Genomic DNA, 24,868 nt, shown 5'->3' on the forward strand with positions numbered 1-24,868 from the left:
TTTGGGGACCGGCGCATTCAGGCGGACACTGTTTCAAGAGGAGAGAGTCATGACAGCTTTCAAGAGCATAGATTGGCTTCGTCGGCTGTTCTCTCGCGAAGAGAGAGCGCTTAAGAGCCAATGTCAAGGCTTGACTGCCGCGGTTCATGGCAACCCAGAGCAGACATCTGAGCAGGGGGAACCTTCCCAGGCGGCCTTATCGACTTCAACTAAATTGGGAGATACAGAATCTCCCTATACCCTATTACCCGCCGGCCAATCGGTGAAACAGCCGCAAGCGGCCTTTTCTCCTGCAAAAGGAAAAGCCAAGGCGGCGAAGAAACCTGCCGTCTCCGGACAGAAGGGGAATACCGGCAAGGCTCCCGCCAAGGCGAAAGGCAAGGCTGCCGGTCCCATCCTGGCCCCTGGCGTAAAGCCGGCCGGAGGGAAGGACCGGTCCGGACGTGCGACCGATGCCGTGGCAAGCAGCGCCAAGCCGGCCGCGTCGATTCGCTTGAAGAGCGAAAGCGGCTCGCCGGCGATGCCGAAGACGGAAGAGCCGAAGGCAGCCGAAGCAGCGCTGCAGCCGACGATGGCGGAGAACCAACCCGTCGCCGAGCACCTTCCGCTGCAGGTAGCCGAGAAGCCGAAGCTGATGATGCTGCCGCTGCAGCCGATTTCCCGGCGGAAGCGGATGCTGTCGGCGGGCCTTGTCGCCGGCACGCTCCTCTTGGTAGGAGCCATCACCTGGGGCGGCCACCGGTACGTCCAGGCGAACACATATGAAGTGTTCCATGTTTACATGAACAATCAGGAAGTGGGAATCGTCAGCGATCCGCAGGTCGTCGACGACTTCAAGCTCTCCGAATACCGCAAGCTGGCGGAAAAATATCCCGGATTGCAGATGGTGCTCAATACGGAAGGGATCACCGTGAAGGCTGAAAAGGCTTTCAAGCCGGAGTCGGACGACAGCGGCACCCTTACCAAGCTGACTCCCCTGCTGTCCTCCCATGCCGTGGGCGTGGAGCTGGTCGTCGACGGGAAGAGCGTCGGCGTATTGAAGGATGAGAAGGAAGCCGATCAGCTTCTGGAATCGATCAAGGGCGATTACATACCCGCCTCCGAGAAGGCGAAGACCGCCAGCAAGGTGACGACCCTGGCCGCTCCGCTGGCAAAGGCGACGGCAGGCAGCGCCCTGAAGAAGGTGGAGTTCGTCGAGAAGGTGGAGCTGAAGCCGGTGGACGTTCAGCCGGGCAGCTTCAGCAATGCGGCGACGTTGCTCAAAACCTTGAAGACCGGCGATGTCCGGCCCCGTACCTATAAGGTGGCAAGCGGCGATACGCTCAGCTTCATCGCCCAGAAGTTCGATATCACCACCCAGGACATCCAGAAGAAGAACCCTGCGCTGAAGGGCGACTTCATCAAGGAAGGGCAGGAGCTGAACCTGACCGTCCTACAGCCCGCACTGACCGTGCGGACGGTGGAGAATGCCGTGGAGACCGAAGAGATCGCCTACGGCACGCAAGTGATTCGCGATCCGAACCTGAAGGAAGGCATCGTGAAGAAGATCAGCGCCGGCAAGGTCGGCAAGAAGAAGGTCACCTTCTCCCTGACCAAAGAGAACGGTGAAGTGGTCAAGGAAGAGCTGATCAAGGAAGAAGTGCTCGTCAAGCCGGTGAGCGAGGTCATCAAACGCGGCACCAAGGTGATTCTCGGCGAAGGAACGGGCAATTTTGCCTGGCCGGTCATCGGCGCGTCGCTCTCAAGCGGCTTCGGCTACCGCTGGGGCAAGCTGCACAAGGGTCTCGATCTCGTTTCCTCGAACCGCAACATTCTCGCCGCCGACAATGGCGTGGTCGAGAGCACCGGCTTCCGTTACGATTACGGCAATTATGTCCTGATTAATCATAAGAACGGCTATAAGACCATGTACGGCCATATGAGCAAGGTGAACGTCTCCCAAGGCCAGATCGTCGAGAAGGGCGAGAAAATCGGCTACATGGGCAGCACCGGCGATTCGACCGGCGTTCACCTGCATTTTGAAGTCATCACGGGCGGCGGCGTTCAGAACCCGCTCAAGTATTTGAACTGGTAGTCGATAGCGGCGGGCCTACCGCTCGCGCATAAGGGCTGTCCCCACGGCTTAAACCGGGGGGACGGCTCTTTTTTATTGCCGGTCGGCCGATCCTGATCAATTCCTGATAATTGCCCGCTAGACTAAGAGGCAAGGAAAGGATGATGAAGGATGAACGGAAACGAACTCCTGCTGGAAACCCAGGGGCTATGTAAAAGCTATAAGCGCCAAGAGGCGGTTAGCCGGGTCGATCTGGCGGTACCCCGGAACACGGTATACGGGCTGCTTGGCCCGAACGGGGCGGGCAAATCGACGCTGTTGAAAATGCTGACGGGCATGCTGCGGCCGACGTCGGGAACCATACTATTCCGCGGCGAGGAGTGGCGGCGAAGCCATCTGGCCGAGATCGGCGCGCTGATCGAAGCCCCCCCGCTGTATGAGAACCTGACCGCCCGGGAAAACCTGCGGGTGCAGACCACCCTGCTGGGGCTTGCCGAGTCGCGCATTGACGAGGTGCTCCAGGCGGTCGATCTGACCGCGACCGGCCGCAAGCGGGCCGGCCAATTCTCGATGGGCATGAAGCAGCGGCTCGGCATCGCGCTGGCGCTGTTGAACCGGCCGAAGCTGCTCATCCTCGACGAGCCCACGAACGGCCTCGATCCGATCGGGATCGGCCAGCTCCGGGAGATGATCCGCGCGTTTCCCGCTCAGGGGATTACGGTGATCCTGTCGAGCCATATTCTCACCGAGGTAGAGCAGGTCGCCGACGAGATCGGGATCATCGCCGGGGGAGTGCTCGGGTACCAAGGAAGACCGGACGGCAAGCAGGATCTGGAGTCGCTGTTCATGGACGTGGCGGCCGCCCACCGAAAGGAGGGGATGTGAGATGCTGCGTCCCATCCAAGCGGAACGGTTGAAGATGAAACGGACCTTTGCGATGAAGCTGGTCTGGCTCGCTCCTCTATTGACCCTGTTCTTCAGCTTCGCGCTGATGCACGGCCGGTATTTTCAATCCGGCGCCTACAATTGGTGGTATGTGCTGATGCTCCCCGGAGCGCTCAGCCTCTTCTGCGCCTTGCTGATCCAAAAGGACGCCCGGATGAAATTCCGGCCCGTGCTGTCGCTGCCGGTTTCGCCCTCGCGGATTTGGCTCGGCAAGGCAGGGCTCGGATTGGTCTGGCTGGCGGCGGCATGCCTGCTTCTCTTCGCCGGAGCGACGCTCGGCGGACAGGTATGGAACCAAGCGGTCTCCCTCGCCGACGGTCTGCTCGGTTCGCTGCTGCTGGTCGTCACGATGGCTTGGCAAATTCCGCTCTGCCTGTTTCTCGCCGCCCGGCTCGGCCTGTTCGTCTCGGTGCTGGCCAACCTGCTCGTCGGCCTCGCCTCGGGTCTGCTCGCCGCGCCCCACGCCTACTGGTGGGCCGTCCCCTATGCCATTCCGCTGCGGCTGATGGCGGCGGTGCTGGGCATCGCGCCGAACGGCCTGCCGCTGGAGGCGGGGGACCCGCTATGGGATAAAGGCGTTATCCTGCCCGGCCTCGTCATCTCGCTGGTCCTGGCCGTCCTTCTCCTCGCGCTCACCTCGCTGTGGTTCCGCAAGAAGGAGGCGAGGTAGCATGAGGACTCTGCTGCGCCTGATCCGGTCGGATTGGCAAAAGGTTCGGCGAACGCCCCTGCTCTGGCTTCACCTGCTCCTGCCCGTGCTCTTCGCCGGGTTGTTCCTGGCCTACGCCGCCGCGTCTCTGCGGACAGACGCCGCGATGGTCTCCGGCTACGTTCAGGTGCTGGCGATCGGCTTTCCGCTGGTGATCGGAATTGTCTGCGCCATGGCGGCGGAGCAGGAGGCCGCAGCCGGACGCTGCCAGCGGCTGCTCCTCGCGGCCGATCCCAAAGCGCTCGGCTTGCTCAGCAAGGGCGTGGTGCTGCTCGCGCTGGGAACGGCGGCTTCGGTGCTGGCCACCGTATTGTACGGCGCCGGGCACGCGTTGCTGCTGCCCGGCAGCCCGCTGGGCCTGGCTGTCTTCGCTCAAGCGGGCCTGATCCTGGCTCTCGGCAACGCCGCGCTGTATGTCGTGCATCTGGTTCTCGGCCTGCGCTTCGGCAAGGGAGCCAGCATCGGGCTGGGCATTGTGGGGAGCCTGCTGTCGGCGCTTCTGCTGACCGGCCTGGGCGAGGGAATCTGGCTCGCCGTTCCCTTTGGGTGGGGGGGAAGGATGGTCAGCGTCTGGGCGCTGCTCCGTTCCGGGACGGCGCTGCCGGCAGGCGTACTGGCCGAAGCGAACGCCGGGTTCGGAGTGGCAGCGGCGTCGCTGGTGGTTTCGTTCGGCCTGGCCTGCGCCTGGTTTCAGCGCTGGGAGGGCGAATCGCCCAAGGAATGAGGCGGCCGCGAGGCTTTTATGTTACCTTTAAAGAATTGACTAAATCCGGGAGGGAGGAAACGCACATGGCCGAGATTCTCGCTGTGGATGACGAAGCGGATATCCTGGCCCTGATCGGCCGCGTGCTGGCCAAGGACGGACATCGGGTAACGACTCTGACGAACCCGAACGAGCTGAACCTCTCCCGCCTGGCGTCGTACGAGCTGATTCTGCTCGATGTGATGATGCCCGGCCGGGACGGCTTCGACCTGTGCCGGGAGCTTCGGCAGGCGACGGACTGCCCGATCCTGTTCCTCACGGCCAAGACGCTGGAGGCGGACATCCTGTTCGGGCTTGGAATTGGGGCGGACGATTACCTGCTCAAGCCGTTTCGAACCGGCGAGCTTCGCGCCCGGGTGAATGCCCACTTGCGGCGCGAGAGCCGGGAGAAGCGGAACCTGCTCGTGCTGGGCGCGCTGCGGTTCAACCTGTCGGCCTGCGAGCTCTGGGCCGGGGAGCAGAAGGTGGCGCTCACGAAGAGCGAATACCGCATCTGCGAGCACCTGGCGCGCTACCAGGGCCAGGTGTTCTCCAAGGAGCGGATCTACGAGGCGGTATTCGGGTTCGACGGCGAAGGCGACAGCTCGGCGATTGCCGAGCACGTCAAGAACATTCGGGCGAAGCTGGCCGGGTTCGGGGTATCGCCGATTGAGACAGTCTGGGGGATCGGGTACAAATGGACTTCCTAAAAGCGCCGAAAACCGTTCGGCTGCGCACTCTGTTTCTCGGCTATCTCGGCCTGCTCTTTGCAGGCACGCTCCTCGGGGTCGTGCTTCTGCTCGCACTCTATTACACGGCAACCGCCGCGGGAGGCATCCTGCCTGCCAACGCCGTCGAGAACCGAATCAACGACAGCCGGGAGGCCCTGACGGCAGCCGACAAGCTGACGGACGAGCTGGTGCCGGATTTGGCCCGGTTCGCGGTCTTCGCGCCGGACGGGACCTACCGGTACGGGAGCATGGGACCGGGAGAGACCGCCAAGGCTTGGGCCTGGTTTGAGTCCGGCCGCAACCAGGGCTCGCGGCGGTATTTTACTTCCATTCGGCGGGATGACGAGATCCGCATTCTCAGTTACCCGCTGACGATGCAGTTCCATTCGCCCGCGCTGAGGAAAGGGCTGCCTAATCCCGAGCTCATGGGCATCCTGCTGTTCCTGGCGGGCTTCCTCGCGCTGATGCTGGCGCTGTCGGCGGTGTTCGGTCGCAAGGTCTCGCGCAGGCTGGCGGGTCTTCAGACGGCGGCGGAGAACATCCTGCGCCGGGATTTGGACTTCGACGTGCGGCCGGGCGGCATCTATGAGATCGACCGCGTGGCGGAGTCGCTGCGGCAGCTGAAGGACGAGCTGAAGCAGTCGCTGACGCAGCAATGGGAGCTGGAGGCGAACCGGCGGGAGCAGATTTCCGCGCTCGCCCACGACATCAAGACGCCGCTGACCATCGTTCGGGGCAATGCCGAGCTATTGAGCGACGCCGTCGAGGACCCGGAGCAGCAGGAGTACCTTCGCTACGTCCTGAACGGCGCGGAGCGGATGGAGCGATACCTGGCCGACCTGATCGATTTGTCCAAAGGACGGGAGGAAGCGGCGCTTCGGCCGGAACGAACCGAAGCCGCGCACCTGATCGACGGCTGGGAGGAGCAGCTGCGGGCGCTCGGCGCGGAGAAGCGGATCGACGTCCGGGTCGAGACGGACCGCTGCCCCGCCTTCGTTCAGGTCGACCCGAAGCTGCTCGACCGGGCGATCCTGAACGTGGTCGCGAACGCCGTGGAGCATACCCCGGAGGGGGGCCGGATCACCCTCCGGGCTCAGGGTACGCCGCAGGGCATCCGGATCACGGTGACGGACAGCGGGCCGGGGTTCACCGCGGCGGACCGGAAGAACGCCACCGACTGGTTCTACCGGGGCGATCCGAGCCGTGAGTCCGGCATCCATCACGGGATGGGCTTGTCCATCGCCCAGACGATCGTCCGCCGGCACGGCGGCGAGCTGTCGCTGACCAACGACCCGGTATCCGGCGGCGGACGGGTTACGATCGAGCTGCCGATGGCACAGGAGGGCGCTGTCCGGCCATGAGCGGGTCGGGGAACCGAATAGGCGAGTGCGGGAGCGGTGACGGGCGTCCTCTGCCGAACCGGGCTTCCGCACACCCGGCGGCTGCTTAGGCAGCCGTCTTTTTTTAACTTCCAGAACGATTCCAAATGGTTCCCGGGCAAGGGGCGGCGCGCGTTCGAATATGGTACAATGGGACGAGAAGGACCAACAATCGCGAGGACGCAGGGACAAGCCCTCGTCCTTCTTTGATAGAGAAGCCAGAACGGAACCCGGGGGGAACGCGTGTGCAGGAGAAAATACTCGTGGTGGACGACGAGCAGCCGATTGCGGATATTCTGAAGTTTAACCTGGAAAAAGAAGGCTATGAGGTCATCTGCGCCTACGACGGTGTCCGGGCCGTGGAGCTTGCGCTCCATGAGAGCCCCGATCTGATTCTGCTCGACCTCATGCTGCCGCTGAAGGACGGTATGGACGCCTGCCGGGAGATCCGGGCTCATTCGAATACGCCGATCATCATGCTGACGGCCAAGGACTCCGAGATCGACAAGGTGCTGGGCCTGGAGATGGGCGCCGACGATTACGTGACCAAGCCGTTCAGCAACCGCGAGCTGCTGGCGCGGGTGAAGGCGCATCTGCGGCGGCAGACGAACAACCAGCAGCCGGCGAAGGCGGAGGCCGCTACCGGCAAGGAGGGTCTGCGCATCCATAAGCTGGTGATCGACAGCGACACGTACGTCGTCTACAAGGACGGGGTGCCGCTCGACTTGACCCACCGCGAATTCGAGCTCTTGCACTACCTGGCGAAGAACGCCGGCCGGGTGATGACCCGCGAGCATCTGCTCCAGGCGGTGTGGGGCTACGATTATTTCGGCGACGTGCGCACCGTGGACGTGACGATCCGCCGCCTCCGCGAGAAGATCGAGGACGACCCGAGCCAGCCGGCGTACATCACGACGCGGCGGGGCCTCGGCTACATGCTGCGCAATCCGGCGCTAAGCGGAGGCTTCTAGGATGAAGGGCGTCCGCTTGTTCCGCACGATCCAGATGAAGATGAGCATCATCTACGTGCTCCTGATCCTGTTCGCGATGCAGCTGATCGGCGTCTATTTCATGCAGGTGATGGAGAGCTCGTCGCTCAAGAGCTTCTCCAACTCGATGGAATACGAAGCCTCGCTGCTCGCGACGTTCGCGGCGGAGAAGCTGCCGGAAGGCGCGCGCGAGGCGGCGCAGACCCAGGAGGAGATCCTCAAGGCGTACGACGACCTGCGGGACATCGCCAAGTTCTCCAGTGCCGATACGGTGCAGATCGTCGATGCCGACGGCAACATCGTCAGCACGACCGATCAGAACGCCTCGGCGGTGCTCGGGCACAAGAACAACAACATCCTAATCAGCCGGGCGCTGCAGAACACCAAGGACAACGAGCAGACGCTGATGGACGACCTCGGCAACCGGATCAAGGTGCTGGCCGTGCCGGTGGTCAAGGACGGCAAGGTCTTGGGAGCCGTCTACATCAAGAAATCGATGAAGGAGACGTATGCCTCCATCCGCCGGATCAACGGCATCTTCCTGTCCGGGACGATCATCGCCCTGGCGCTGACGGGCGTCCTGGGCGTTTTCCTGTCGCATACGATCACGAGCCCGATCAAGGAGATCACCCGACAGGTTACCTCGGTGGCGGAGGGGCGCTTCCGCCAGCGGGTCCGCATCCAGGGCGAGGACGAGATCGGCCAGCTCGGCAAGGCGTTCAATTACATGACGGAGCGGCTCAACGAGGCGATCTCGGCGGGCGAGGAAGAGAAGGAGCGGCTCGCCTCCATCCTGAGCAACATGAGCGACGGCGTGATCGCCGCCGACGAGCAGAACCGGATCATCCTGCTCAACCACCGCGCCGCCCAGATGCTCGACACCGACCCGCGCCGCGCGGAGGGGCGCGGTCTGCGCGACCTGGTGCCGCTCCCGGAGGCCTGGTACGCCGAGGGCAGCCGCGACGAGGAGCACCGGACGGTGCTGGAGCTGGCCGCGGAGGAAGGACAGGAGCCGCGCCAGGTGCATGTGGCGCTGACGCCGATCCACCGCCGCGACATCGGCATCACCGGCGCCGTGCTCGTCCTGCAGGATGTCACCGAGCAGATGGAGATGGAGCGCTCGCGGCGCGAGTTCGTGGCCAACGTCTCGCATGAGCTGCGGACGCCGCTGACGACGATGAAAAGCTACCTCGAAGCGCTGGAGGACGGGGCGCTCGACGAGCCGGAGCTCGCCAAGCGGTTCCTCGGCGTCACCCGCAACGAGACCGAGCGGATGATCCGGCTCGTGACCGACCTGCTCAACCTGTCCCGCTTCGACTCGAAGCAGGAGCAGCTCAAGATGACGCCGGCGGCGATCTCCGACATGCTGGAGGAGGTAGCGGACCGCTTCTCCTTCCAGTTGAAGCAGAAGGGAATCGCGCTCGTGCTCGACATCGGCGAAGTGCCGCCGGTGCTCGTCGACCGCGACAAGATCGACCAGGTGCTGGACAACCTGCTGTCCAACGCAGTGAAGTATACGCCCGATCACGGCCGCATCGTCCTGTCCTGCCGGGACCGCGAAGGCGCGTTCGCCGAGATCGGCGTCGAGGACAACGGCATCGGCATCCCGAGGAAGGACCTCGACCGCATCTTCGAGCGCTTTTACCGCGTGGACAAAGCCCGGTCCCGCAACATGGGCGGCACCGGACTCGGACTCGCTATTGCCCGGGAAATCGTGCGCGCGCACGGCGGCACAATCGAGCTGGAATCGGAATACAACCAAGGCACGAAGGTCACCTTCGTCCTGCCGTACGGGGAAGGAAGTGAACCGGCATGAAGGAACGCCTGAAGACGGTCGCGCTGGTCCTTCTCGTCGCCGCCAGCCTCGTGCAGAGCTACGTTCTCGCTTACGGCCGGCCGAAGCTCGACCTGCTTACCCCGACCAACTACGTGCCCTCCGAGCTCGGCGGGACTCAAGCGGAGCTGAAGGACCTGCTCTATCCCTATCAGATCGTGCTGCATCTGGGCGACAACAAGCACACGCTGCTCACGCCCTTCTCGCCGCAGCAGCAGTTCTATAAGATGGTCTACCGCGATTTTCTGCAAAAGCGCCGCTTCGAGGCCCTGCGCAAGCTGACGCCGGAGAACCTCAGCGTGCTCGATTGGAGCGACATACGCAACAAGAACGAAGGCATCGAGATCCGCTTCCGCGAGGCGGTGCCGATGCCGGCGCTGCAGCGGATTCTCGATGTGAAGGTGGACGCCGATACGCTCGCCGAAGCCAGCATCGAACGGATTCTGATCTATGCCAACACCGGCTCGGGCGAACCGGAGGCTTACTTCTTCACCGGCGATCCGCTGACCGTCTACGCGGCCCGAACCGACATGGACATCAGCGAGGTGCGCAAGAACGTCGCCTTCGGCCAGTACCTGACGCCGTACGAACCGCAGTACGCCGGCTACTACCTGCCGCAGAAGGCGGTGCCGGTGGTGCGGTATACCGTCGGCTACGACCAGTTTACCGCCGACGAGCTGAAGCGCAGCCTGTTCGTCGATCCCAACATCGTCAAGAACCTGCAGGAGAAGGACGGCTCGCAGATTTACACCGACGCCAAGCGGGGCCTGCAGCTGCAGAGCGAGAAGCACTGGCTGATCTTCACCGACCCGGTGACGGGACCGGCGGCCAGCCGCGCCAATCCGGCGAATGATCTGGATACCGCCGTACAGTTCGTCAACCAGCACGGGGGATGGAACGGAACCTTCCGGATGGACACCCTCACCCGCAGCACGGATGAGCCGGATCAGCTGGTGTTCCGGCAGTACCGCGATTCCCTGCCGATCCTGGGCGGGGCGGAGGAGGACCTGGGCGCGGTCAAGCTGGCGCTGGTGCAGGGCGCGGTGACCAGCTTCGAACGGTCGATGATCAAGCTGAAGCCCGAGGCCGAGACGCGGCGGGAGATGGAGCTGCCCGGCGGTCCGGCGCTGGCCAAGCTGATCGAGAGCAGCGGCCACCGGGGGAATATCGTCGATGTATTTCCGGCCTACTCGGCCAAAATCTCCGACAAGACCGTGGAGCTGATTCCCCGCTGGGCGATTGAGCTGAGGGACGGCAGCTATGATTTTCTCTGATGGACGCTTGGCCGGGGCGACCCGGCATCCCACGGCTTCGGCCGATCGGTTGCAAGTGGGCCGCAGGGCCCGGCGGAAGACGATCCCGTACGAGGAGGTGGCGTGATGGATTGGGGACGCGCCAAGTCGGTGCTGATTATATCGTTCCTGCTGCTCAACGTTCTGCTCGGCTACCAGCTCTACAACAGCCGCTGGGACAAGACCGCGAGCCAGAACTCCGCCGTCATCCAGGAGGAGACGGTGAAGCTTTTGAACAGCCGCAACATCCGCATCGAGGTAAAAAAGGTGCCGAAGGACACGCCGAAGCTCCGCTCGGTGTATTCCCGAGAGAAGATCAACCATGCCACGGAGGTGGCGGTCACGCCGTTCAACGCTTCCGGGATCATCAGCCACGCCCCGAGCAAAAAAGCGATGGAAGCGGCCGGCATCGAGAGCCCGGGGGATTACCAGAGCGATCCGTCGACGAGCGTCAAGGGAGAAAAACTGGTTTATTTTCAGCGCTACGAGAGGCTGCCGATGTTTGACGTGCCGCTTGAGCTGACCGAGAAGAACGGCAAAATAACGGGTTACAAACAAGTGTACGTTGAAGTACAATCAGGAGTGGACGTTCAGGAGCAGGAGGTCATCTCCGCCTATACCGCCCTCCGAAGTCTGGCCGAGAACACCCAGGAGTCGAATTTCGCCATCGTCGACATCCGGCTCGGCTACCACGGACAGAAATTCAACACCGAAACCCAGTACATGCTGCCGAGCTGGCGCATGATTCGGGACAACGGCGACGTCTATTACGTACAAGCCTACACCGGCGCGGTCGAACAACCGGCGGAGAAGGATCAATAGAGGGAAGAAGCAAGCAAAGCTTCAGGAAGAAGGAGACATCATGGGATTGCGCTTTACCATTCTGTCGAGCGGTTCGACGGGGAATGCGACGGTCGTCGACAACGGAGAGGCCAAGGTGCTGCTGGACGCCGGCTTCAGCGGCAAAAAGCTGGAGCAGCTGCTCGCGGAGCGGGAATTGACGTTTGCCGATCTGGACGGGGTGTTCATCACGCACGAGCATTCGGATCACATCAAGGGGCTCGGGGCGATCGCGCGCAAGCACAAGCTGCCGGTCTACGCCAACGAGAAGACCTGGGAGGAGATCAACCGCCAATGCGGCGAGATCGCCGAGGAGAACCGGCGGGTGATGGAGACCGGATCGGCCGTCGACCTGGGCACGCTCAAGGTGGAATCGTTCGGGATTTCCCATGACGCGGCGGAGCCGGTCGCATATAACTTCTACAGCGGCGAGGAAAAGCTCAGCGTCGCGACCGACCTCGGCTACCTGAGCGGCAAGGTCAAGGAGAGCGTGAAGGACGCCGACGTGCTGGTGCTGGAGTCGAACCACGATGTCGGCATGCTGCGGATGGGCAGCTATCCGTGGAACATCAAGCGGCGCATCTTAAGCGACATCGGACACTTGTCCAACGATGCAGCGGGCGAGGGGCTGTGCGAGCTGGTCGGCGGCCAGACAAAACGGGTATATTTGGCTCACCTGAGCCGTAATCATAACATGACGGACTTGGCGCGGCTTACGGTGGGGAACATCATGGAGGACAACGGAATCTTCGAGAATCTTCCGGTGAAGCTGAAAGATACCTACTTCGATCATCCAACCGAGTGGGATGCGCTGGAGGAAGAGTAGAAGCGTAGCATCTGCTAGGCAAAAAGGATGCTAGAGCCGGTACGGCAGGCTCGAGCGGGATGCGTTGGCGGCGGTGGTCTCGGGGGCATGGAACGGGACGGCATCTTCCGCGGCTGTCTCGAATGCGGCATTTTGCGAAACGGCTGTGCGCAGCAGCTCTCTTTAGGGCCGTAGCTGCCGAGTGCGCCCCTTATCGATTGCCTCTAGCAAGTACCCAGGGACGCGCTTCTCTCGCGCCTATCTAGGCAGCTATCCACGAGTGCTCTATACTGCGGCTATCCAAGCGGCTCCTCATGGAGAGAGTCTGCGGTTGCCTCAGGCCGGATCGGCCGGATTCGGCTGCGGGCAGGCGGCGAGATCGGCCCGCTCGAGCTGCGCGGCGAGCGCGGCGATTTCGTCGCGGGTGGCGAGCCCCTTGCCGATCAGCAGCTCCGCCAAGGCGCTTGCGAGCAGCAGGGTGCGGTACTGGCTTTCCTTGAGGTCGGCGAGCTGGCCGGCCCATGCCACTTGTTCCCAGGCGTTCATCGGTCATTCTCCTTTTCTAGCAATCTGGTATTATTAGTGTAGTCAGCGCGGAGCGAAAAGATTCCTCGCGAGAGAGAAAAAAGCAAGAGCCAGCCCAGTAGGAGGGGACCGCTGTGGGACTGTTTCAGGATGATTTTTACAGCACCAAGCCGAGCCGCAGGACGCTGCGCGGAGGAAGGCCTCCGGCGGAGCGCCGGTTTCTCGCGGCCGTGATCGCCGTGTCGCTCCTCGCGGGCAGCGGGGTGACCCTCCTGGTCGGACGGTCGCTGCATCCGCCGGGACACGCGCCGGAGGCTCAGCCGGCAGTCGCGGTCGTTCCGACGGCAGACGGGTCCGACAGCTCCTCCGATCCGGTGGTGGAAGCGGTCAGCCGGGTGCAGGAAGCCGTGGTCAGTGTCATCAGCACCGATGTGAATGACGACAAGATCCAGGGCGGCGGCGTAGGCTCGGGCGTTATCTTCCGCAAGGCCGACGGCAAGGCGCTGATCGTCACCAACAACCACGTGATCGAGACGGGCAACACCTACCAGATCGTGCTCTCCGACGGAACCCGCCGCGACGGGACGCTGGTGGGCAAGGACGAATACACCGACCTGGCGGTGCTGGCGGTCAAAGCCGACGGCATCGGCACGGTTGCGGAGTTCGGCGATTCCGACAAGCTGCGGACGGGGGAGACGGCCATCGCCATCGGCAACCCGCTCGGGCTCAGCTATTCCAATCACACGGTGACGAAGGGCATCATCAGCTCGCCGCTGCAGACGATTCCGGTCAACCTGGGCAAGGAAGGCGATCTGCAGTGGGAGATGGAGGTCATTCAGACCGATGCCCCGATCAACTCGGGCAACAGCGGCGGGGCGCTGATCAACCTTGCCGGCCAGGTGATCGGCATTAACAGCATGAAGATCTCCGACACCGGCGTCGAGGGACTCGGCTTCGCCATCCCGTCGAACAGCGCTCAGCCGGTGCTGACTACGCTCATCCGCGACCATAAGATCAAGCGGCCGAAAATGGGCATCTTCTCCGAGGACCTGCAGGCGTTCAGCAGCGGACTCGACGTGCTGAAGCTGCCGAAGGACGTGACGGCGGGCGTCATCGTCACCGATGTCACCGATCCGGCCAAGGGCGCGGGGCTAACCACCCGGGACGTGATCGTGGCGCTGGACGGCAAAGAGGTTGGCTCGACGATGGAGCTCCGCAAATATCTGTTCAACGAGAAGAAGATCGGCGATAAGCTGAAGGTGACCTTTTACCGCGCGGGGAAGAAGCAGGACGTGACGCTCACCCTGGGCGAGCTGGACTGACCGGTCCGCATTGGCGGTAAGGAGCAGAAGGAAATCGATACGAAAACGGCGGAGAAGTCCGGCGGCAACCAAGAATGAAGCGAGCATATGGGGGCAGACAAACGGATGTATGTGGTATGCAAAGAGCATGTGGAAATCGCCATTGACCGATTTCTGGACGAATTCGAGGAAGCGCCCGACGTGGTGAACCTGGAGGAGACGAAGTTTGCCGCTTGGGACCCGCCGCCTCACTGCGAGGAGAAGGGCTGTCAGGCGCACGCGGAATTCCTCGTGGTGTGACCGGGGAAGCCTCGGGGAGCGCTGCCGGGCAGGTGCGCGTTCCATCCAGGGCGGCGAGGCGATATCCGCCGGCGGCCGGAGTCTCCAAGGCGTCGCCGCCATTCAAACAGCATCCGCACGAGCGGCCAGGACGGCCGGGGGCGGATGCTGTTTGGCTTATTTTCCCTTTGTTCGCCAAATGAGGTAAGATGGAGAAGATGGGCCTTCATGCCTGTCGCAAGGTGAGGTGATTCCGATGTCCGAAGGGACAACGATGGAGCATAAAGTGTGCAGTTATTGCGGCCAGAGCCGGCCGCTCGGCGAATTCAAGCGAAGAAGCGGCAAGCGGGGCGCCGCAGGCAGGCGCGGCATGTGTCGAAGCTGCCGCGTCTCGCGCGGGGACGAAGCGCCGGAAACGGTGCGCGTTGCGGCTGGCCAAGCCCCGCGCGACGTGTCGGCGGAGGAGCTGCCGGCTGCGGCGGGAGCTCAGGCGGCCGGAGAAGGATTAGGCGCGGGCGGCAGCGCCCCGGGCGGCGCGAAGAAGCGGCGCAGCCGCAAGCGGCGGCGGGGCCGTAAGCGGTCGACGGCGGCCGCGAATGCCGCCCGGGCGGCCGAGCCCGCAGCAGGCGCGCCGGAGGGGGACGCCCAGCCGGAAGGCTCGGCGCGGGCGGAGGCTGATGCGCGGCCGGAAGGTACGGTGCGAGAGGAAGATACCGCGCGGACGAAGGCTTCAGCGCAGGCAAAAGGCAAAGCGCAGGCAAAAGGCAAAGCGCGGGCGAAAGGCACGACTCGGGCCAAAAGCACGGCGTGGGCGGAAGCGGTGGAGCGTTCCGAAGACGAGAGGAGCGCGAAACCGGCTGCCGAGGTCTGGACCGAGGATGATGTGCCCGCCGGAGCGGTGCTGCTGCCGGACAAGCCGAAGAAGAAGCGGCGGCGGGGCCGTCGCCGCAAGCCGGGAACGGCGGCTTCGGCGGTGAGCCCCGGCGCGGAGCCTGCTGCGCAGGCCGCCCATTCCGCGGGCGACGCCGGGCCGACTGCGCCCGCCGCCCGCGACCAGGCGGCGGACAAGCCGATGGCGGCGGGAGCGGCGAAGCGTCCCGCCGGGAAGAAGGCATCCGGCCAGGCGGCATGGGCCGCGCCGGATCAACCTGCGCCCGCCCCCGGCCCGGGCGGGCCATCCTTGGCGGCTTCCGCAGGCTCGGAAGCCGCGGAGCTTCCGGCGGCGGGCGGCAAGCGCAAGCGCCCGCGCCGCCGCCGCAAGCCGGAGGCCCCCGGCGCTCCGCTCGCCGGGGCCGCCGCGCTGCCGGACGCCCCGGCGGAGCCGCGGGGCAAGGCCGAGCCGCGCCTGAAGAGCCGGCCGCACACGACCGGCGGCCGACTCGACGTGCATGACCCGGCGGCGCTTCGGCCGACCCGCCAGGGCATCATCCGCATGCGCGGCCGCACGGACAAGGGCCGCGGCTGGTACCAGGAGATCGACCTGGAGATGGCGGCCACCCTGGTGCGCGAGCATGCGGCGGTGCTGATCAACCCGCACACGATCCGGCGGCTGTACAGCAACAAGGACTTCCGCCGTTATATTTTGACCCGGGATCATTATACGTGCTATTTCTGCGGCCAATATGGCGATACGATCGACCATCTCGTGCCGCGGGCCAAGGGCGGGCACAGCACGCCGGACAACTGCGTCTGCGCCTGCAGCCTCTGCAACCGATACAAGGCCGACAAGGATGTCGACGACTTCCTGAGCTCCCGCCGCTGACGGGAGAGCCATCCCCTGCGAAAGGAATCCGATTCGGTGAAGGAAAAGCTCGAACGATTCGCTATTTTTCGGCTGCTCGCCGCGCTGTATCAGACGAAATTCTTCCGGCTGCTCATTCCGGTGGCGGTCATTGGGCTCGTCTACCTGGAGGGCGCGCATGAGCTGAAGCAGATTCATCTCGGACGGACGATCCGCCAACTGCGGCACATGGACCATAGGGCGACGCTCGCCATCCTGGCGACCGCACTGGTTTCGGTCGCCGTCATGAGCGGCTATGACTACCTGATCCGCCACCACTTCAAGCTTCGGGTCGGAGCGGGGGCGACATTCCGGTATTCGTGGATCGCCAATACCTTCAACAACATCCTCGGCTTCGCCGGACTGACCGGAGCGGGGGTTCGCACCCTGCTCTACAAGCGCAGCGGGGTACCGGCGGCCCAGATGGGCGCGGCCGTGCTGTTCCTGTCGCCGATCGTCATCACCGGCCTGTCGATCCTGTCCTGGGGCGTGGTGACGGGGCTGTTCCCGGCCTGGGAGCTGTTCGGCGTCCATCCGTGGCTGCAATTTGCCGTCTACGGCGTCGGGCTGTACCTGGTCTTCTTCGTCGGCGTGCAGCGGTCCTCGCTCTTCGCCCGCTGGTTCAACCGCGACCGCGGCGAACGGATTCCGTTCGTCACCGTAGGTGCCTCGCTCGGCGCGTCGCTGCTGGAGTGGGGCTTCGCTGCGGCTACGTTCTACCTGATCTGCCACGAGCTGCTTGGCCCGGTGCCGAGCCGTGAGATTGTCGGGCTGTACATCGTGTCGGCGGTGGCGGGGATTCTCAGCATGGCCCCCGGCGGCATCGGCGCGTTCGACCTGACCGTGCTCATGGGGCTGCAAATCCTCAACCACACCTCCGACGAGGCGATGGCGGTCCTGGTGATGTTCCGGCTGTTCTACTACATCTTCCCGTGGATGCTCGGGTTGGTGCTGGCGGCGGTGGAATTCGCCCGGGGCGGCCTCAAGGGCTCGATGGCCGAGGGGGGGGAGACGGCTGCGACGATTGCGGGCGAGAACGCCGGGCCGGAAATCGCTGCGGCCTCCGGCCCTATGCCCGAGAATGCGGCTATGGCTTCCGGACGGGACTCTATCCGGGCCGCCGGAGCGCTTGCCGGTGAGGAGGAAGAGGAGAACGGCAGCAAAGCCGCCGCTACCATGGCGGCCGGGCTGAACGGTGCGCTCAACGCTTGGCAGCGGTTCTGGCGGTGGCCGGAGCAGTTCGGCTTCCTCACCGACTTCGGCGCTTGGGCACTGGGCAAGCTGGTGCTGCTCGCCGGTCTGCTGCTGCTGTTGTCGGCGGCCACGCCCGGTCTCCTTCAGCGGCTCCGATTTACCGAAGAGCTGCTGACCCTGCCGGTGATGCAATTGTCCCATCAGTTCACCGTTATCATCGGTTTCCTGCTCGTGCTGTTGTCGCGCGGTATCTCCCTTCGCGTCAAGCGGGCTTACCGGCTGACGAGCCTCTTGCTCTGGGCCGGGGCGGTGTTCAGCTTCACAAAGGCGTTCGACTTCGAGGAAGCGGTGTTCCTGCTCGTCGTCGCGCTGATCCTGTGGATCTCGCGCGACCGCTTCTACCGCGAGGGCGTACCGCTGTCGGGACGCACGCTCGGGTTCTGGTTCTTCGTGACGATGCTGATCGCGCTCAGCTATTACTTGCTCGGCAGCCACATGCTGGACGGGTTCTTCAAGCACCTGCCGATGAAGCCGTCGCGCCACCCGCGCCACAACCTGCTCACCCCGCACGATTACGCCGTCACGGCGGCGGTGGGGCTGGCAGCGGCCTGGCTGTTCCTGTCGATGATCACGCTGCTGCGCCCTCACCGCAAGGTGGAGCAAGGGGCGACGCCGGAGGACATGGCGAAGCTGGAGAGCTTTCTCCGGTTGAATCCCGGCAATTACCTCACTCATATGTATTTCACGGGGGACAAAGCCTTCTACTGGGCCATGGGCGGCAAGGTGCTCTTCGCCTTTGCCCGGACGAGGGACAAGCTGGCGGTGCTCGGCGATCCGCTCGGCCCCAAGGAGCTGATCTCGCCCGCGATCGCGGAGTTTCAGCAGTATGCGGACCGGTATGCGCTGTCGGTGGTCTTTTATCAGGTGGGGCCGGAGTACCTGTCGATCTATCACGACAACGGCTACCGCTTCTTCAAGCTGGGCGAGGAAGCGCTCGTCGATCTCGCCGGGTTCACCCTGAGCGGCAAGCGGAACACCGACCTCCGTTCGGTCAACAACCGCTTCCAGCGGGAAGGCTACCGGTTCGAAATCGCATCGCCGCCGCACCGCTCGGAGCTGCTGGACGAGCTGCGGGCCGTCTCCGCCGAATGGCTGGACGGCAAGAAGGAGATGGGCTATTCGCTCGGCTGGTTCGACGAAGCGTATCTGCAGCGCTCGGGCATTGCCGTTCTGCGCGACACGGAGGGGCGGGCGATCGCCTTCGCCACGCTGGCCCCGGTCTACGACGGTGGCCGGACCCTGTCCATTGACCTGATGCGCCATCGCCGGGAGACGCCGAACGGCACGATGGACTACATGTTCATCCAGCTCCTGGAGTGGGCACGAGAGCAGGGCTACGCCCGGTTCAACCTCGGCAACGCCCCGCTCGCCAGCGTCGGCCAGAACAAGAGCGCCATGCGCGAGGAGCGGCTCGCCGCGCTCGTGTTCCGCTACGGGGGACACTTATATGGCTTCCAGGGCCTGCGCCGCTACAAAGCCAAGTTCGCTCCCGAATGGGAGCCGCGCTTCCTGGCCTACCCCGTCTCCGTCTCGCTGCCGCTGCTCACGGTCGATCTCAGGCGGTTGGTGAATCGGAAGATGAAGGCCACCGCCGGATCGGGCGGAAGTGCAGGAATAAGCGGCACGGAGCAAAAAGGAACCTAATGGTAAGCGGACCGTCCGCACCCGTGGAAACGGGCGAGACGGTCCGCTTTTTGGAATGAAAAGACAGGAGGATTAGACACCTATGCGCATTCAGATCATCGGAGTCGGCAAGCTGAAGGAAAAGTACCTGGTGCAGGGCATCCAGGAATACAGCAAGCGGCTCGCGCCTTACCTCAAGTTCGAGGTGCTGGAGGTCGCCGACGAGAAAGCCCCGGACACGCTGAGCGACGCCGAAGTTCGCCAGGTGAAGGACCGCGAGGGCGAGCGGCTGCTCGCGCTGATCAAGGACGAGGCGCATGTGATCGCGCTGGCGCTGGACGGCGCTCTGTGGAGCTCCGAGGACCTCGCCGCCGAGCTGGACCGGCTCGGCACCTACGGCACGAGCCACGTCGTGTTCGTCATCGGCGGCAGCCACGGCCTGGCCGACGCCGTCCTGCGCCGCGCGCAGCAACGCCTGAGCTTCGGCCGCATGACGCTGCCCCACCAGCTTATGCGCCTCGTGCTGGCCGAGCAGGTGTACCGGGCGGTGAAGATCAACCGGGGGGAACCATATCATAAATGATGGTAAAGCGGAAAGTAGAATTAAAGTTGGATGTAGTGTGACAGCAAAAAAGAGTTATCCCATGGTTAAATAATCTTCAGACATTATATCTATCAATTCGTGCAGTATGAACAAAAAGTTAATCAATCCTGTACTCCCTGAATGAGAGTCACTTCCCTTTGTTACCTTCTTATTGTACACTCTTATAAGAACGTATGTTTTCTTAATTGCCTTGGGCACTCTCTAAGTAACACATTCGCATAGGAAGGGAGTATACGAATGAGTAAAACAACCACAGATATCCAGCTGTCTATGTTATTTGAATCTGACATTGAGGTAGACAACTTAACTTTTAATCATCTTCAAAAGATTTATGATAACGAATCAAAAAAAAGTGAAAACGAACTAAATCAAAAGAATCTTATTGTTCGGTCAACCGGCCGGTTCTATACGCATGAGTTTATAGGACGTACAATGATAAAATCAATGTTTAATTCATTTCAAGTGGATAATTTCTTAATGCTAAAAGTAATCGAGCCATTCTGTGGCGATGGACGCTTAATTTGTTGGTTATTAGAAGAGGCAAAACAACGTACAAAAAATAAATTAACATGGCAAATTGAGCTTTGGGATTGCGATTACGATGCACTGTCAGATGCTAGAAGAAGAATCGAATCAACAGCCAGAACTTTGAATTACAAGGTTGAAGTTACCACACGGGCAGGGGATAGTTTCAAGCTAGCCAAAAGTCATACAAACAAGTACGATATCTGCATTACAAACCCACCTTGGGAAGTGTTGAAGCCTGACAGCAGGGAATTAAAGAATCTAAATAAACAAGAAGCTGAAGCATATATTCAAAATATCCGAGAAATGAACAAATCATTATCAGAGCTATATCCACTCTCTGTCCCTACTAAAAAGTTTGCTGGATGGGGTATGAATCTGGCTAGGTGTGGTACGGAAGTAGCAATTAATCTTACCGCAAAAGATGGCATATGTGGGGTAGTCTCCCCAGCTTCATTGCTAGCCGACCAAATGTCTGAATGCTTACGTCGATGGATTTTTGAAACTAATAACGTTTCAAGCATTCATTACTATGTAGCTGAGGCAAAACTATTTTACAATGTTGACCAACCTTGTATTGCTTTTGTGGCATCACCTGGCACGATAAGTTCTGCTTCTCCTAGCCTCATTACTTATGATAAAAATTGCAATCCCAATGTTGAAACTCTTAATGATAGCGATTGGAATCATATCGTTGAGAATGGATATATTTTACCCTTACAGTTTGGCTTAAAAATTGTTGCTATAACTAAAAAATTTGGGAGACTTCAAACAATCTCTTGCCTTGAGGGTATGGAAGATAAGCATATTTGGGCTGGACGGGAACTTGACGAAACAGGTTACCAATCCTATCTCTCAGATAACGGGGAATATCTTTTTGCCAAAGGAAAGATGATAAGGAGATATGGATTCGCAGAAAAACCAAGCAAATATGTTAAAAATGATGGTCCCCAAATTCCAAAAAGTGCTGACTTGTATAGATTAGTCTGGCGAGATGTGGCGCGTCCAACTCAAAAGCGTAGGATGCATGCGGCGATAATTCCACCTGGAATGGTTACAGGTAACTCTTTAAATGTATTGTACTTCCGTGATAACAATGTGAATCGACTTAAGGCACTGGTTGCAATCATGAATTCCTTTGTATTTGAAGCGCAAGCCAGGATGCATCTGGCAACCGCCCATGTATCTTTAGGTGCTGTGCGCAAGGTGAGGATTCCAGATATTACTAATGAAAATGTAGTTCAATCCCTTGTGCAACTCGTTGATAATTATATAGATAAAAATGACGAGAGTTACGAGGAAATGATAGAAGTTTTTGTTGCCAAGATGTATGATTTGTCTTATGGTGAATTTTCAACCCTGCTCTCCTCATTTGATAAGCTGACTACACAAGAACGAGAGCAATTACTTCAACGATGGAATGAAGGGAAGGAAAATAATTGATTCCTAATCATTACGCAGCTACCTTAAGTGCACTTGACGATATGATTATCCGTTCTGTACCACCTGGAGGTAACTGGAGGAATATTCCTGAGACAGTTCCGTCTAAGAGACTTGAACAAATCCGAAAGAGCTTTTCTGAAGGCAAAGGAAGCCGCTCAACATATTATGGTCGGCTCAGACCCGAAGCTCCCGCATATACAATAAATACCTACTTTACAAGGCCGGGTAATGGTTGTCACATCCACTATGATTTTGTTGGAGGTCAGCATAGAACTTTATCACAAAGGGAAGCAGCTCGCCTCCAAACATTTCCGGATAACTTTAGCTTTCATGGCAGCAAAACTGCGATAAATAATCAAATTGGGAACGCTGTCCCACCTATTCTCGCATATCAAATCGCCAAAGCATTTCCATTCAGGGGACAATTTATTGATTTGTTTTCTGGTGCTGGAGGGCTAGCATTAGGATTTGTATTAGCAGGATGGAAACCTATCATTGCGAACGATATTGATAAAAATGCCCTTGAAACATATCGGGCGAACATACATGAAAATATCATTTGCGGTGACATTCGAGAAGAGGTTGTCTTTCAATCAATAATAGATGCTGCGCAAAAAGCAAAATGCGAGGAGCCGTCTCTACCACTATTTGTACTAGGTGGCCCACCATGCCAAGGTTTCTCTACGGCGGGAAAAAAGCGTTCTATGGAAGATGAACGAAATTGGCTTTTTAAACAATACAAGTCCGTACTTGAAACCATTAGGCCTGAGGGCTTTGTATTTGAAAATGTACTTGGCCTTTTAAGCATGGAACAAGGAAAAGTTTTCGATATGATTTATGAAGAACTCCGCACGACTGCAAATCAACTGTCAGTTAGTAAGGTAAACGCAGTAGAATACGGAGTTCCTCAAAGAAGGAAAAGAGTGGTTTTAATCGGTAATTGTAAAGGCGATATTCATTATACTTGTCCATCACCTAATGAAATTCAAACAATTTCCGTTAAAGAGGCGCTTTCAGACCTGCCTCCGCTTGAACCTGGAGAGGATGGCTCATTTAAGAATTATTTAACGCCCCCCACAAATCCCTACCAGCGATTTATGCGGGGCGAAATAGATATCGAGTCTTATTTGCAGAGAGTAGAAGAGTCTTTAATTAGTATCTAACATAATTTCTCTAACATAACGGTCTGCTTCCCACATTGCGCTTAATTCCTTTGAGATTATATCCATGTAATCGTTCATCGTCTCTTTGGCAATCGGGAAACACTTCGGGAGCAGACCTATTAAGGAGAGTTTTCCCATTATTTTTTGAAATTTGGGTGATACTATATCCTCTTTAATCTTTAATAGGTTTGCTATCTCTAAATCTATTAAATAAACTTCTTCCGGCTTTTGCTCCAGAATATTTAGCGTGTCGTTCAATTTATCAGCAAGTTGTCGGTTAGAGATTAAAAAGGCATTTCTATTTTCTTTTTCTGTATATTCTTCTAGTGCATGAAAAGCAATTCTAATCCTTCGAGCTTTTTGTATATTAGCATATTTCGTGAATTTTTGGTGTCTTTCTATATTCTTATATTTAGTTTTATGATTTCTAACTATAAGTTCATCAAATAGCACACTAAAATCTGCATAATGTAGTCCGAGAAAGATTGAAAGAAAACAAAAGTGTCCTGCCTCCGCTATTTTTTGTATCAAAAACATAGCGTTGTGTCTATTATCTCGGAGAATCTTACTTAGTCTAAGTGCAGTTTCTTCGCTTACAACTAAATGCTTCAGTGAATCCCAAAGTGTTTTTGAATACCACGATGTAACGTTTTCTCCATTCCCTTCGACTTCTCGCAAATGAGATACATCTGAGTAAAACATCCTGTTATTTTTTCCACTATTGCAGCTCTTACATAAGAATTGGAACTCAGGTCGATGTGCAAAACCCAGGGAAATTGGCCCAATATGGTCTGCAGAGCAGGGTCCAGAATGACCATTTAAGCAGGGCTGGGCTTGCAAGTCAGGATTTGAACGAATTAATCCTACTAAAGTGTTCGCAGCTACCCAATCCCCATCCACCCAATATTCAAATACTCTTCTATCAGTGCTGTATGAGCGAAGATTTTCTACGCTTCTACCTTTGTCTACTTTTTGACGACAGCAACGGTTAAATGTGTGGAATCCGTCTAATCGATCAGGCGCATTCGACATAGCCCCGGGACTGAGTAGTTTGGGTTCTAAGGGGACATACTCATTATTAATAAAATGCAGCCAGTCTTTTATAGTGGGGTTAATGGCTCTAATTATGATAGAGTCAGTTTTTAAAATATTTGGTAGGTCAGCAAATACTCTAGCTCCAAATTGCTTTATTAGGCGAATAACTAACCTATCAATATGCTCCAATTCATTCACTTCAAAATCGGAAGTAAAATATTCTAACTTACTAATTCTTTTAAGTAATTTAGAATTTGGGTAGACGTATCTAATATCCATGATTCTACCACAATTCTTGCATGGCTTTGATTTTGTGGGATGTAATGTTTTTGCGGTTTTACTTATCCAAGCATCTTTTTCAGGGGAGATGCCCAGCTCAATAGCTTTACATTTCCACCATTCTCTACGTCTGTGGTGAGTGTCCTTAAATTTACCTCCTGGTCGATTAGAAGGAGCTTCCCATTGTATCCCACCATCATCCTTGTAGACATCAGGCATTCCTTTATAAGAGTCATGCTCAACAATAAACTTTGCATATTCGTGAAACGCAGTATTTTCTCTCCCGTATTTAACCCTTTTTGTTTCATTTTTCATTAAATTATCTCCTCGCTACCTCTTGGAAAGGTAATATTACCCATAGTAATTTAGAGTCTAATTTACCACCTCTATATTATTCTTACAACCTATATTTTCCTAAAGTCCACTACTTACAAGTGAGCGGTAATTCTGATAGCATAGAATCTTCCTGCTGATTTAAGATAAGGGAGACGGGTAGAGTTGCGGGATCTGGTGGATGATACACTTCTGGATCTCAGTCTTCGGGTAGCAGGCGGTAATCGCCTGGGAGAAACCGGTCAGGTTGTCCGCACACAGGTGATGAGGATTTCCGGAGCCCCTCGTTTCTTCCAATACACCTCCCTCCCGAAGATGCTGGAACAGGGGAAACTCATTCAGAGCATGTCTCGTGTTGGCAGATGTATCGATAACGGCCCTATGAAGTCCTTCTGGGGAGCATTG

20 protein-coding genes and 1 pseudogene are annotated in these 24,868 nt (G+C 58.7%); 18 read left to right on the top strand and 3 right to left on the bottom strand.

All coding sequences use genetic code 11. The annotated features are described in order from the left end of the window. The first annotated feature begins 262 nt into the window (after positions 1-262). The 11 genes from ACSEXS_RS12880 (at position 263) to ACSEXS_RS12930 (ending at position 12,340) form a co-directional block, all read left to right on the top strand. Positions 263-2,074 carry a peptidoglycan DD-metalloendopeptidase family protein gene (locus ACSEXS_RS12880; RefSeq protein WP_438433641.1) on the top strand — a complete coding sequence of 604 codons (1,812 nt, stop codon included), beginning with the start codon at positions 263-265 and terminating at the stop codon, positions 2,072-2,074. Between the two features lie 150 nt (positions 2,075-2,224). After that, positions 2,225-2,938: a lantibiotic protection ABC transporter ATP-binding protein gene (locus ACSEXS_RS12885; RefSeq protein WP_438433642.1), complete on the top strand. Its 714-nt coding sequence runs from the start codon at positions 2,225-2,227 to the stop codon at positions 2,936-2,938. A gap of 1 nt (position 2,939) precedes the next feature. Continuing rightward, positions 2,940-3,668, top strand: coding sequence for a lantibiotic immunity ABC transporter MutE/EpiE family permease subunit (locus tag ACSEXS_RS12890; protein ID WP_438433643.1), 729 nt, complete (start codon positions 2,940-2,942; stop codon positions 3,666-3,668). Position 3,669: 1 nt separating this feature from the next. Then, positions 3,670-4,431, top strand: coding sequence for a lantibiotic immunity ABC transporter MutG family permease subunit (locus ACSEXS_RS12895; RefSeq protein ID WP_438433644.1), 762 nt, complete (start codon positions 3,670-3,672; stop codon positions 4,429-4,431). A gap of 65 nt (positions 4,432-4,496) precedes the next feature. Continuing rightward, the gene (locus ACSEXS_RS12900; protein WP_438433645.1) at positions 4,497-5,159 is read left to right on the top strand and encodes a response regulator transcription factor; all 663 of its coding nucleotides are present in this window, start codon (positions 4,497-4,499) and stop codon (positions 5,157-5,159) included. Continuing rightward, positions 5,147-6,541: a sensor histidine kinase gene (locus tag ACSEXS_RS12905; RefSeq protein WP_438433646.1), complete on the top strand. Its 1,395-nt coding sequence runs from the start codon at positions 5,147-5,149 to the stop codon at positions 6,539-6,541. Before ACSEXS_RS12900 ends, ACSEXS_RS12905 begins: the two co-directional genes overlap by 13 nt. A gap of 263 nt (positions 6,542-6,804) precedes the next feature. Then, complete coding sequence (gene yycF, locus ACSEXS_RS12910) at positions 6,805-7,530, top strand: response regulator YycF (RefSeq protein ID WP_438433647.1); 726 nt, start codon at positions 6,805-6,807, stop codon at positions 7,528-7,530. Between the two features lies 1 nt (position 7,531). Beyond that, positions 7,532-9,364, top strand: coding sequence for a cell wall metabolism sensor histidine kinase WalK (walK, locus tag ACSEXS_RS12915; protein WP_438433648.1), 1,833 nt, complete (start codon positions 7,532-7,534; stop codon positions 9,362-9,364). Next, positions 9,361-10,656, top strand: a complete 1,296-nt coding sequence (locus ACSEXS_RS12920) for a YycH family regulatory protein (protein WP_438433649.1) — start codon at positions 9,361-9,363, stop codon at positions 10,654-10,656. Before walK ends, ACSEXS_RS12920 begins: the two co-directional genes overlap by 4 nt. A 105-nt stretch (positions 10,657-10,761) precedes the next feature. Beyond that, on the top strand, positions 10,762-11,496 hold the full coding sequence (gene yycI / locus ACSEXS_RS12925; RefSeq protein WP_438433650.1) for a two-component system regulatory protein YycI: 735 nt from the start codon (positions 10,762-10,764) through the stop codon (positions 11,494-11,496). A 40-nt stretch (positions 11,497-11,536) separates the two neighbouring features. Further along, complete coding sequence (locus ACSEXS_RS12930) at positions 11,537-12,340, top strand: MBL fold metallo-hydrolase (RefSeq protein WP_438433651.1); 804 nt, start codon at positions 11,537-11,539, stop codon at positions 12,338-12,340. 315 nt (positions 12,341-12,655) lie between these two features. Here the strand turns inward: ACSEXS_RS12930 and ACSEXS_RS12935 are convergent, their stop codons facing one another. After that, the gene (locus ACSEXS_RS12935; protein WP_438433652.1) at positions 12,656-12,865 is read right to left on the bottom strand and encodes a hypothetical protein; all 210 of its coding nucleotides are present in this window, start codon (positions 12,863-12,865) and stop codon (positions 12,656-12,658) included. A gap of 113 nt (positions 12,866-12,978) precedes the next feature. On the opposite strand from ACSEXS_RS12935, the gene ACSEXS_RS12940 reads away from it, so the two are divergent. From ACSEXS_RS12940 to ACSEXS_RS12970, 7 genes are all read left to right on the top strand, one after another. Beyond that, positions 12,979-14,166: a S1C family serine protease gene (locus ACSEXS_RS12940; protein WP_438433653.1), complete on the top strand. Its 1,188-nt coding sequence runs from the start codon at positions 12,979-12,981 to the stop codon at positions 14,164-14,166. 105 nt (positions 14,167-14,271) lie between these two features. Continuing rightward, positions 14,272-14,445 carry a CxxH/CxxC protein gene (locus tag ACSEXS_RS12945; protein WP_438434035.1) on the top strand — a complete coding sequence of 58 codons (174 nt, stop codon included), beginning with the start codon at positions 14,272-14,274 and terminating at the stop codon, positions 14,443-14,445. A gap of 235 nt (positions 14,446-14,680) precedes the next feature. Continuing rightward, the gene (locus tag ACSEXS_RS12950) at positions 14,681-16,186 is read left to right on the top strand and encodes an HNH endonuclease (protein WP_438433654.1); all 1,506 of its coding nucleotides are present in this window, start codon (positions 14,681-14,683) and stop codon (positions 16,184-16,186) included. Positions 16,187-16,222: 36 nt separating this feature from the next. Next, a complete protein-coding gene (mprF, locus tag ACSEXS_RS12955; protein ID WP_438433655.1) occupies positions 16,223-19,102 on the top strand; it encodes a bifunctional lysylphosphatidylglycerol flippase/synthetase MprF in 2,880 nt (959 codons plus the stop codon). Positions 19,103-19,184: 82 nt separating this feature from the next. Next, positions 19,185-19,664, top strand: a complete 480-nt coding sequence (gene rlmH / locus ACSEXS_RS12960) for a 23S rRNA (pseudouridine(1915)-N(3))-methyltransferase RlmH (protein ID WP_438433656.1) — start codon at positions 19,185-19,187, stop codon at positions 19,662-19,664. A gap of 258 nt (positions 19,665-19,922) precedes the next feature. After that, positions 19,923-21,653, top strand: a complete 1,731-nt coding sequence (locus ACSEXS_RS12965; RefSeq protein ID WP_438433657.1) for an Alw26I/Eco31I/Esp3I family type II restriction adenine-specific DNA-methyltransferase — start codon at positions 19,923-19,925, stop codon at positions 21,651-21,653. Further along, a complete protein-coding gene (locus tag ACSEXS_RS12970) occupies positions 21,650-22,816 on the top strand; it encodes a DNA cytosine methyltransferase (RefSeq protein ID WP_438433658.1) in 1,167 nt (388 codons plus the stop codon). Before ACSEXS_RS12965 ends, ACSEXS_RS12970 begins: the two co-directional genes overlap by 4 nt. Here ACSEXS_RS12970 and ACSEXS_RS12975 read toward each other — a convergent pair. Continuing rightward, positions 22,802-24,445, bottom strand: coding sequence for an Alw26I/Eco31I/Esp3I family type II restriction endonuclease (locus ACSEXS_RS12975; protein WP_438433659.1), 1,644 nt, complete (start codon positions 24,443-24,445; stop codon positions 22,802-22,804). The two genes, ACSEXS_RS12970 and ACSEXS_RS12975, sit on opposite strands and share 15 nt — an antisense overlap. A gap of 189 nt (positions 24,446-24,634) precedes the next feature. After that, positions 24,635-24,756, bottom strand: a pseudogene (locus tag ACSEXS_RS12980) (transposase); the annotation flags it as partial. Between the last annotated feature and the right edge of the window lie 112 nt (positions 24,757-24,868).

This window comes from Gorillibacterium terrae, from assembly GCF_051594785.1.
In the GTDB taxonomy this organism is placed as follows: domain Bacteria; phylum Bacillota; class Bacilli; order Paenibacillales; family NBRC-103111; genus Gorillibacterium.

Coding starts and splice junctions, on each gene's coding strand:
- ACSEXS_RS12885 (WP_438433642.1), top strand. CDS start 2,225: ATGAACGGAAACGAACTCCTGCTGGAAACCCAGGGGCTATGTAAAAGC.
- ACSEXS_RS12890 (WP_438433643.1), top strand. CDS start 2,940: ATGCTGCGTCCCATCCAAGCGGAACGGTTGAAGATGAAACGGACCTTT.
- ACSEXS_RS12895 (WP_438433644.1), top strand. CDS start 3,670: ATGAGGACTCTGCTGCGCCTGATCCGGTCGGATTGGCAAAAGGTTCGG.
- ACSEXS_RS12900 (WP_438433645.1), top strand. CDS start 4,497: ATGGCCGAGATTCTCGCTGTGGATGACGAAGCGGATATCCTGGCCCTG.
- ACSEXS_RS12905 (WP_438433646.1), top strand. CDS start 5,147: ATGGACTTCCTAAAAGCGCCGAAAACCGTTCGGCTGCGCACTCTGTTT.
- walK (WP_438433648.1), top strand. CDS start 7,532: ATGAAGGGCGTCCGCTTGTTCCGCACGATCCAGATGAAGATGAGCATC.
- ACSEXS_RS12920 (WP_438433649.1), top strand. CDS start 9,361: ATGAAGGAACGCCTGAAGACGGTCGCGCTGGTCCTTCTCGTCGCCGCC.
- yycI (WP_438433650.1), top strand. CDS start 10,762: ATGGATTGGGGACGCGCCAAGTCGGTGCTGATTATATCGTTCCTGCTG.
- ACSEXS_RS12930 (WP_438433651.1), top strand. CDS start 11,537: ATGGGATTGCGCTTTACCATTCTGTCGAGCGGTTCGACGGGGAATGCG.
- ACSEXS_RS12935 (WP_438433652.1), bottom strand. CDS start 12,865: ATGAACGCCTGGGAACAAGTGGCATGGGCCGGCCAGCTCGCCGACCTC.
- ACSEXS_RS12945 (WP_438434035.1), top strand. CDS start 14,272: ATGTATGTGGTATGCAAAGAGCATGTGGAAATCGCCATTGACCGATTT.
- ACSEXS_RS12950 (WP_438433654.1), top strand. CDS start 14,681: ATGTCCGAAGGGACAACGATGGAGCATAAAGTGTGCAGTTATTGCGGC.
- rlmH (WP_438433656.1), top strand. CDS start 19,185: ATGCGCATTCAGATCATCGGAGTCGGCAAGCTGAAGGAAAAGTACCTG.
- ACSEXS_RS12965 (WP_438433657.1), top strand. CDS start 19,923: ATGAGTAAAACAACCACAGATATCCAGCTGTCTATGTTATTTGAATCT.
- ACSEXS_RS12975 (WP_438433659.1), bottom strand. CDS start 24,445: ATGAAAAATGAAACAAAAAGGGTTAAATACGGGAGAGAAAATACTGCG.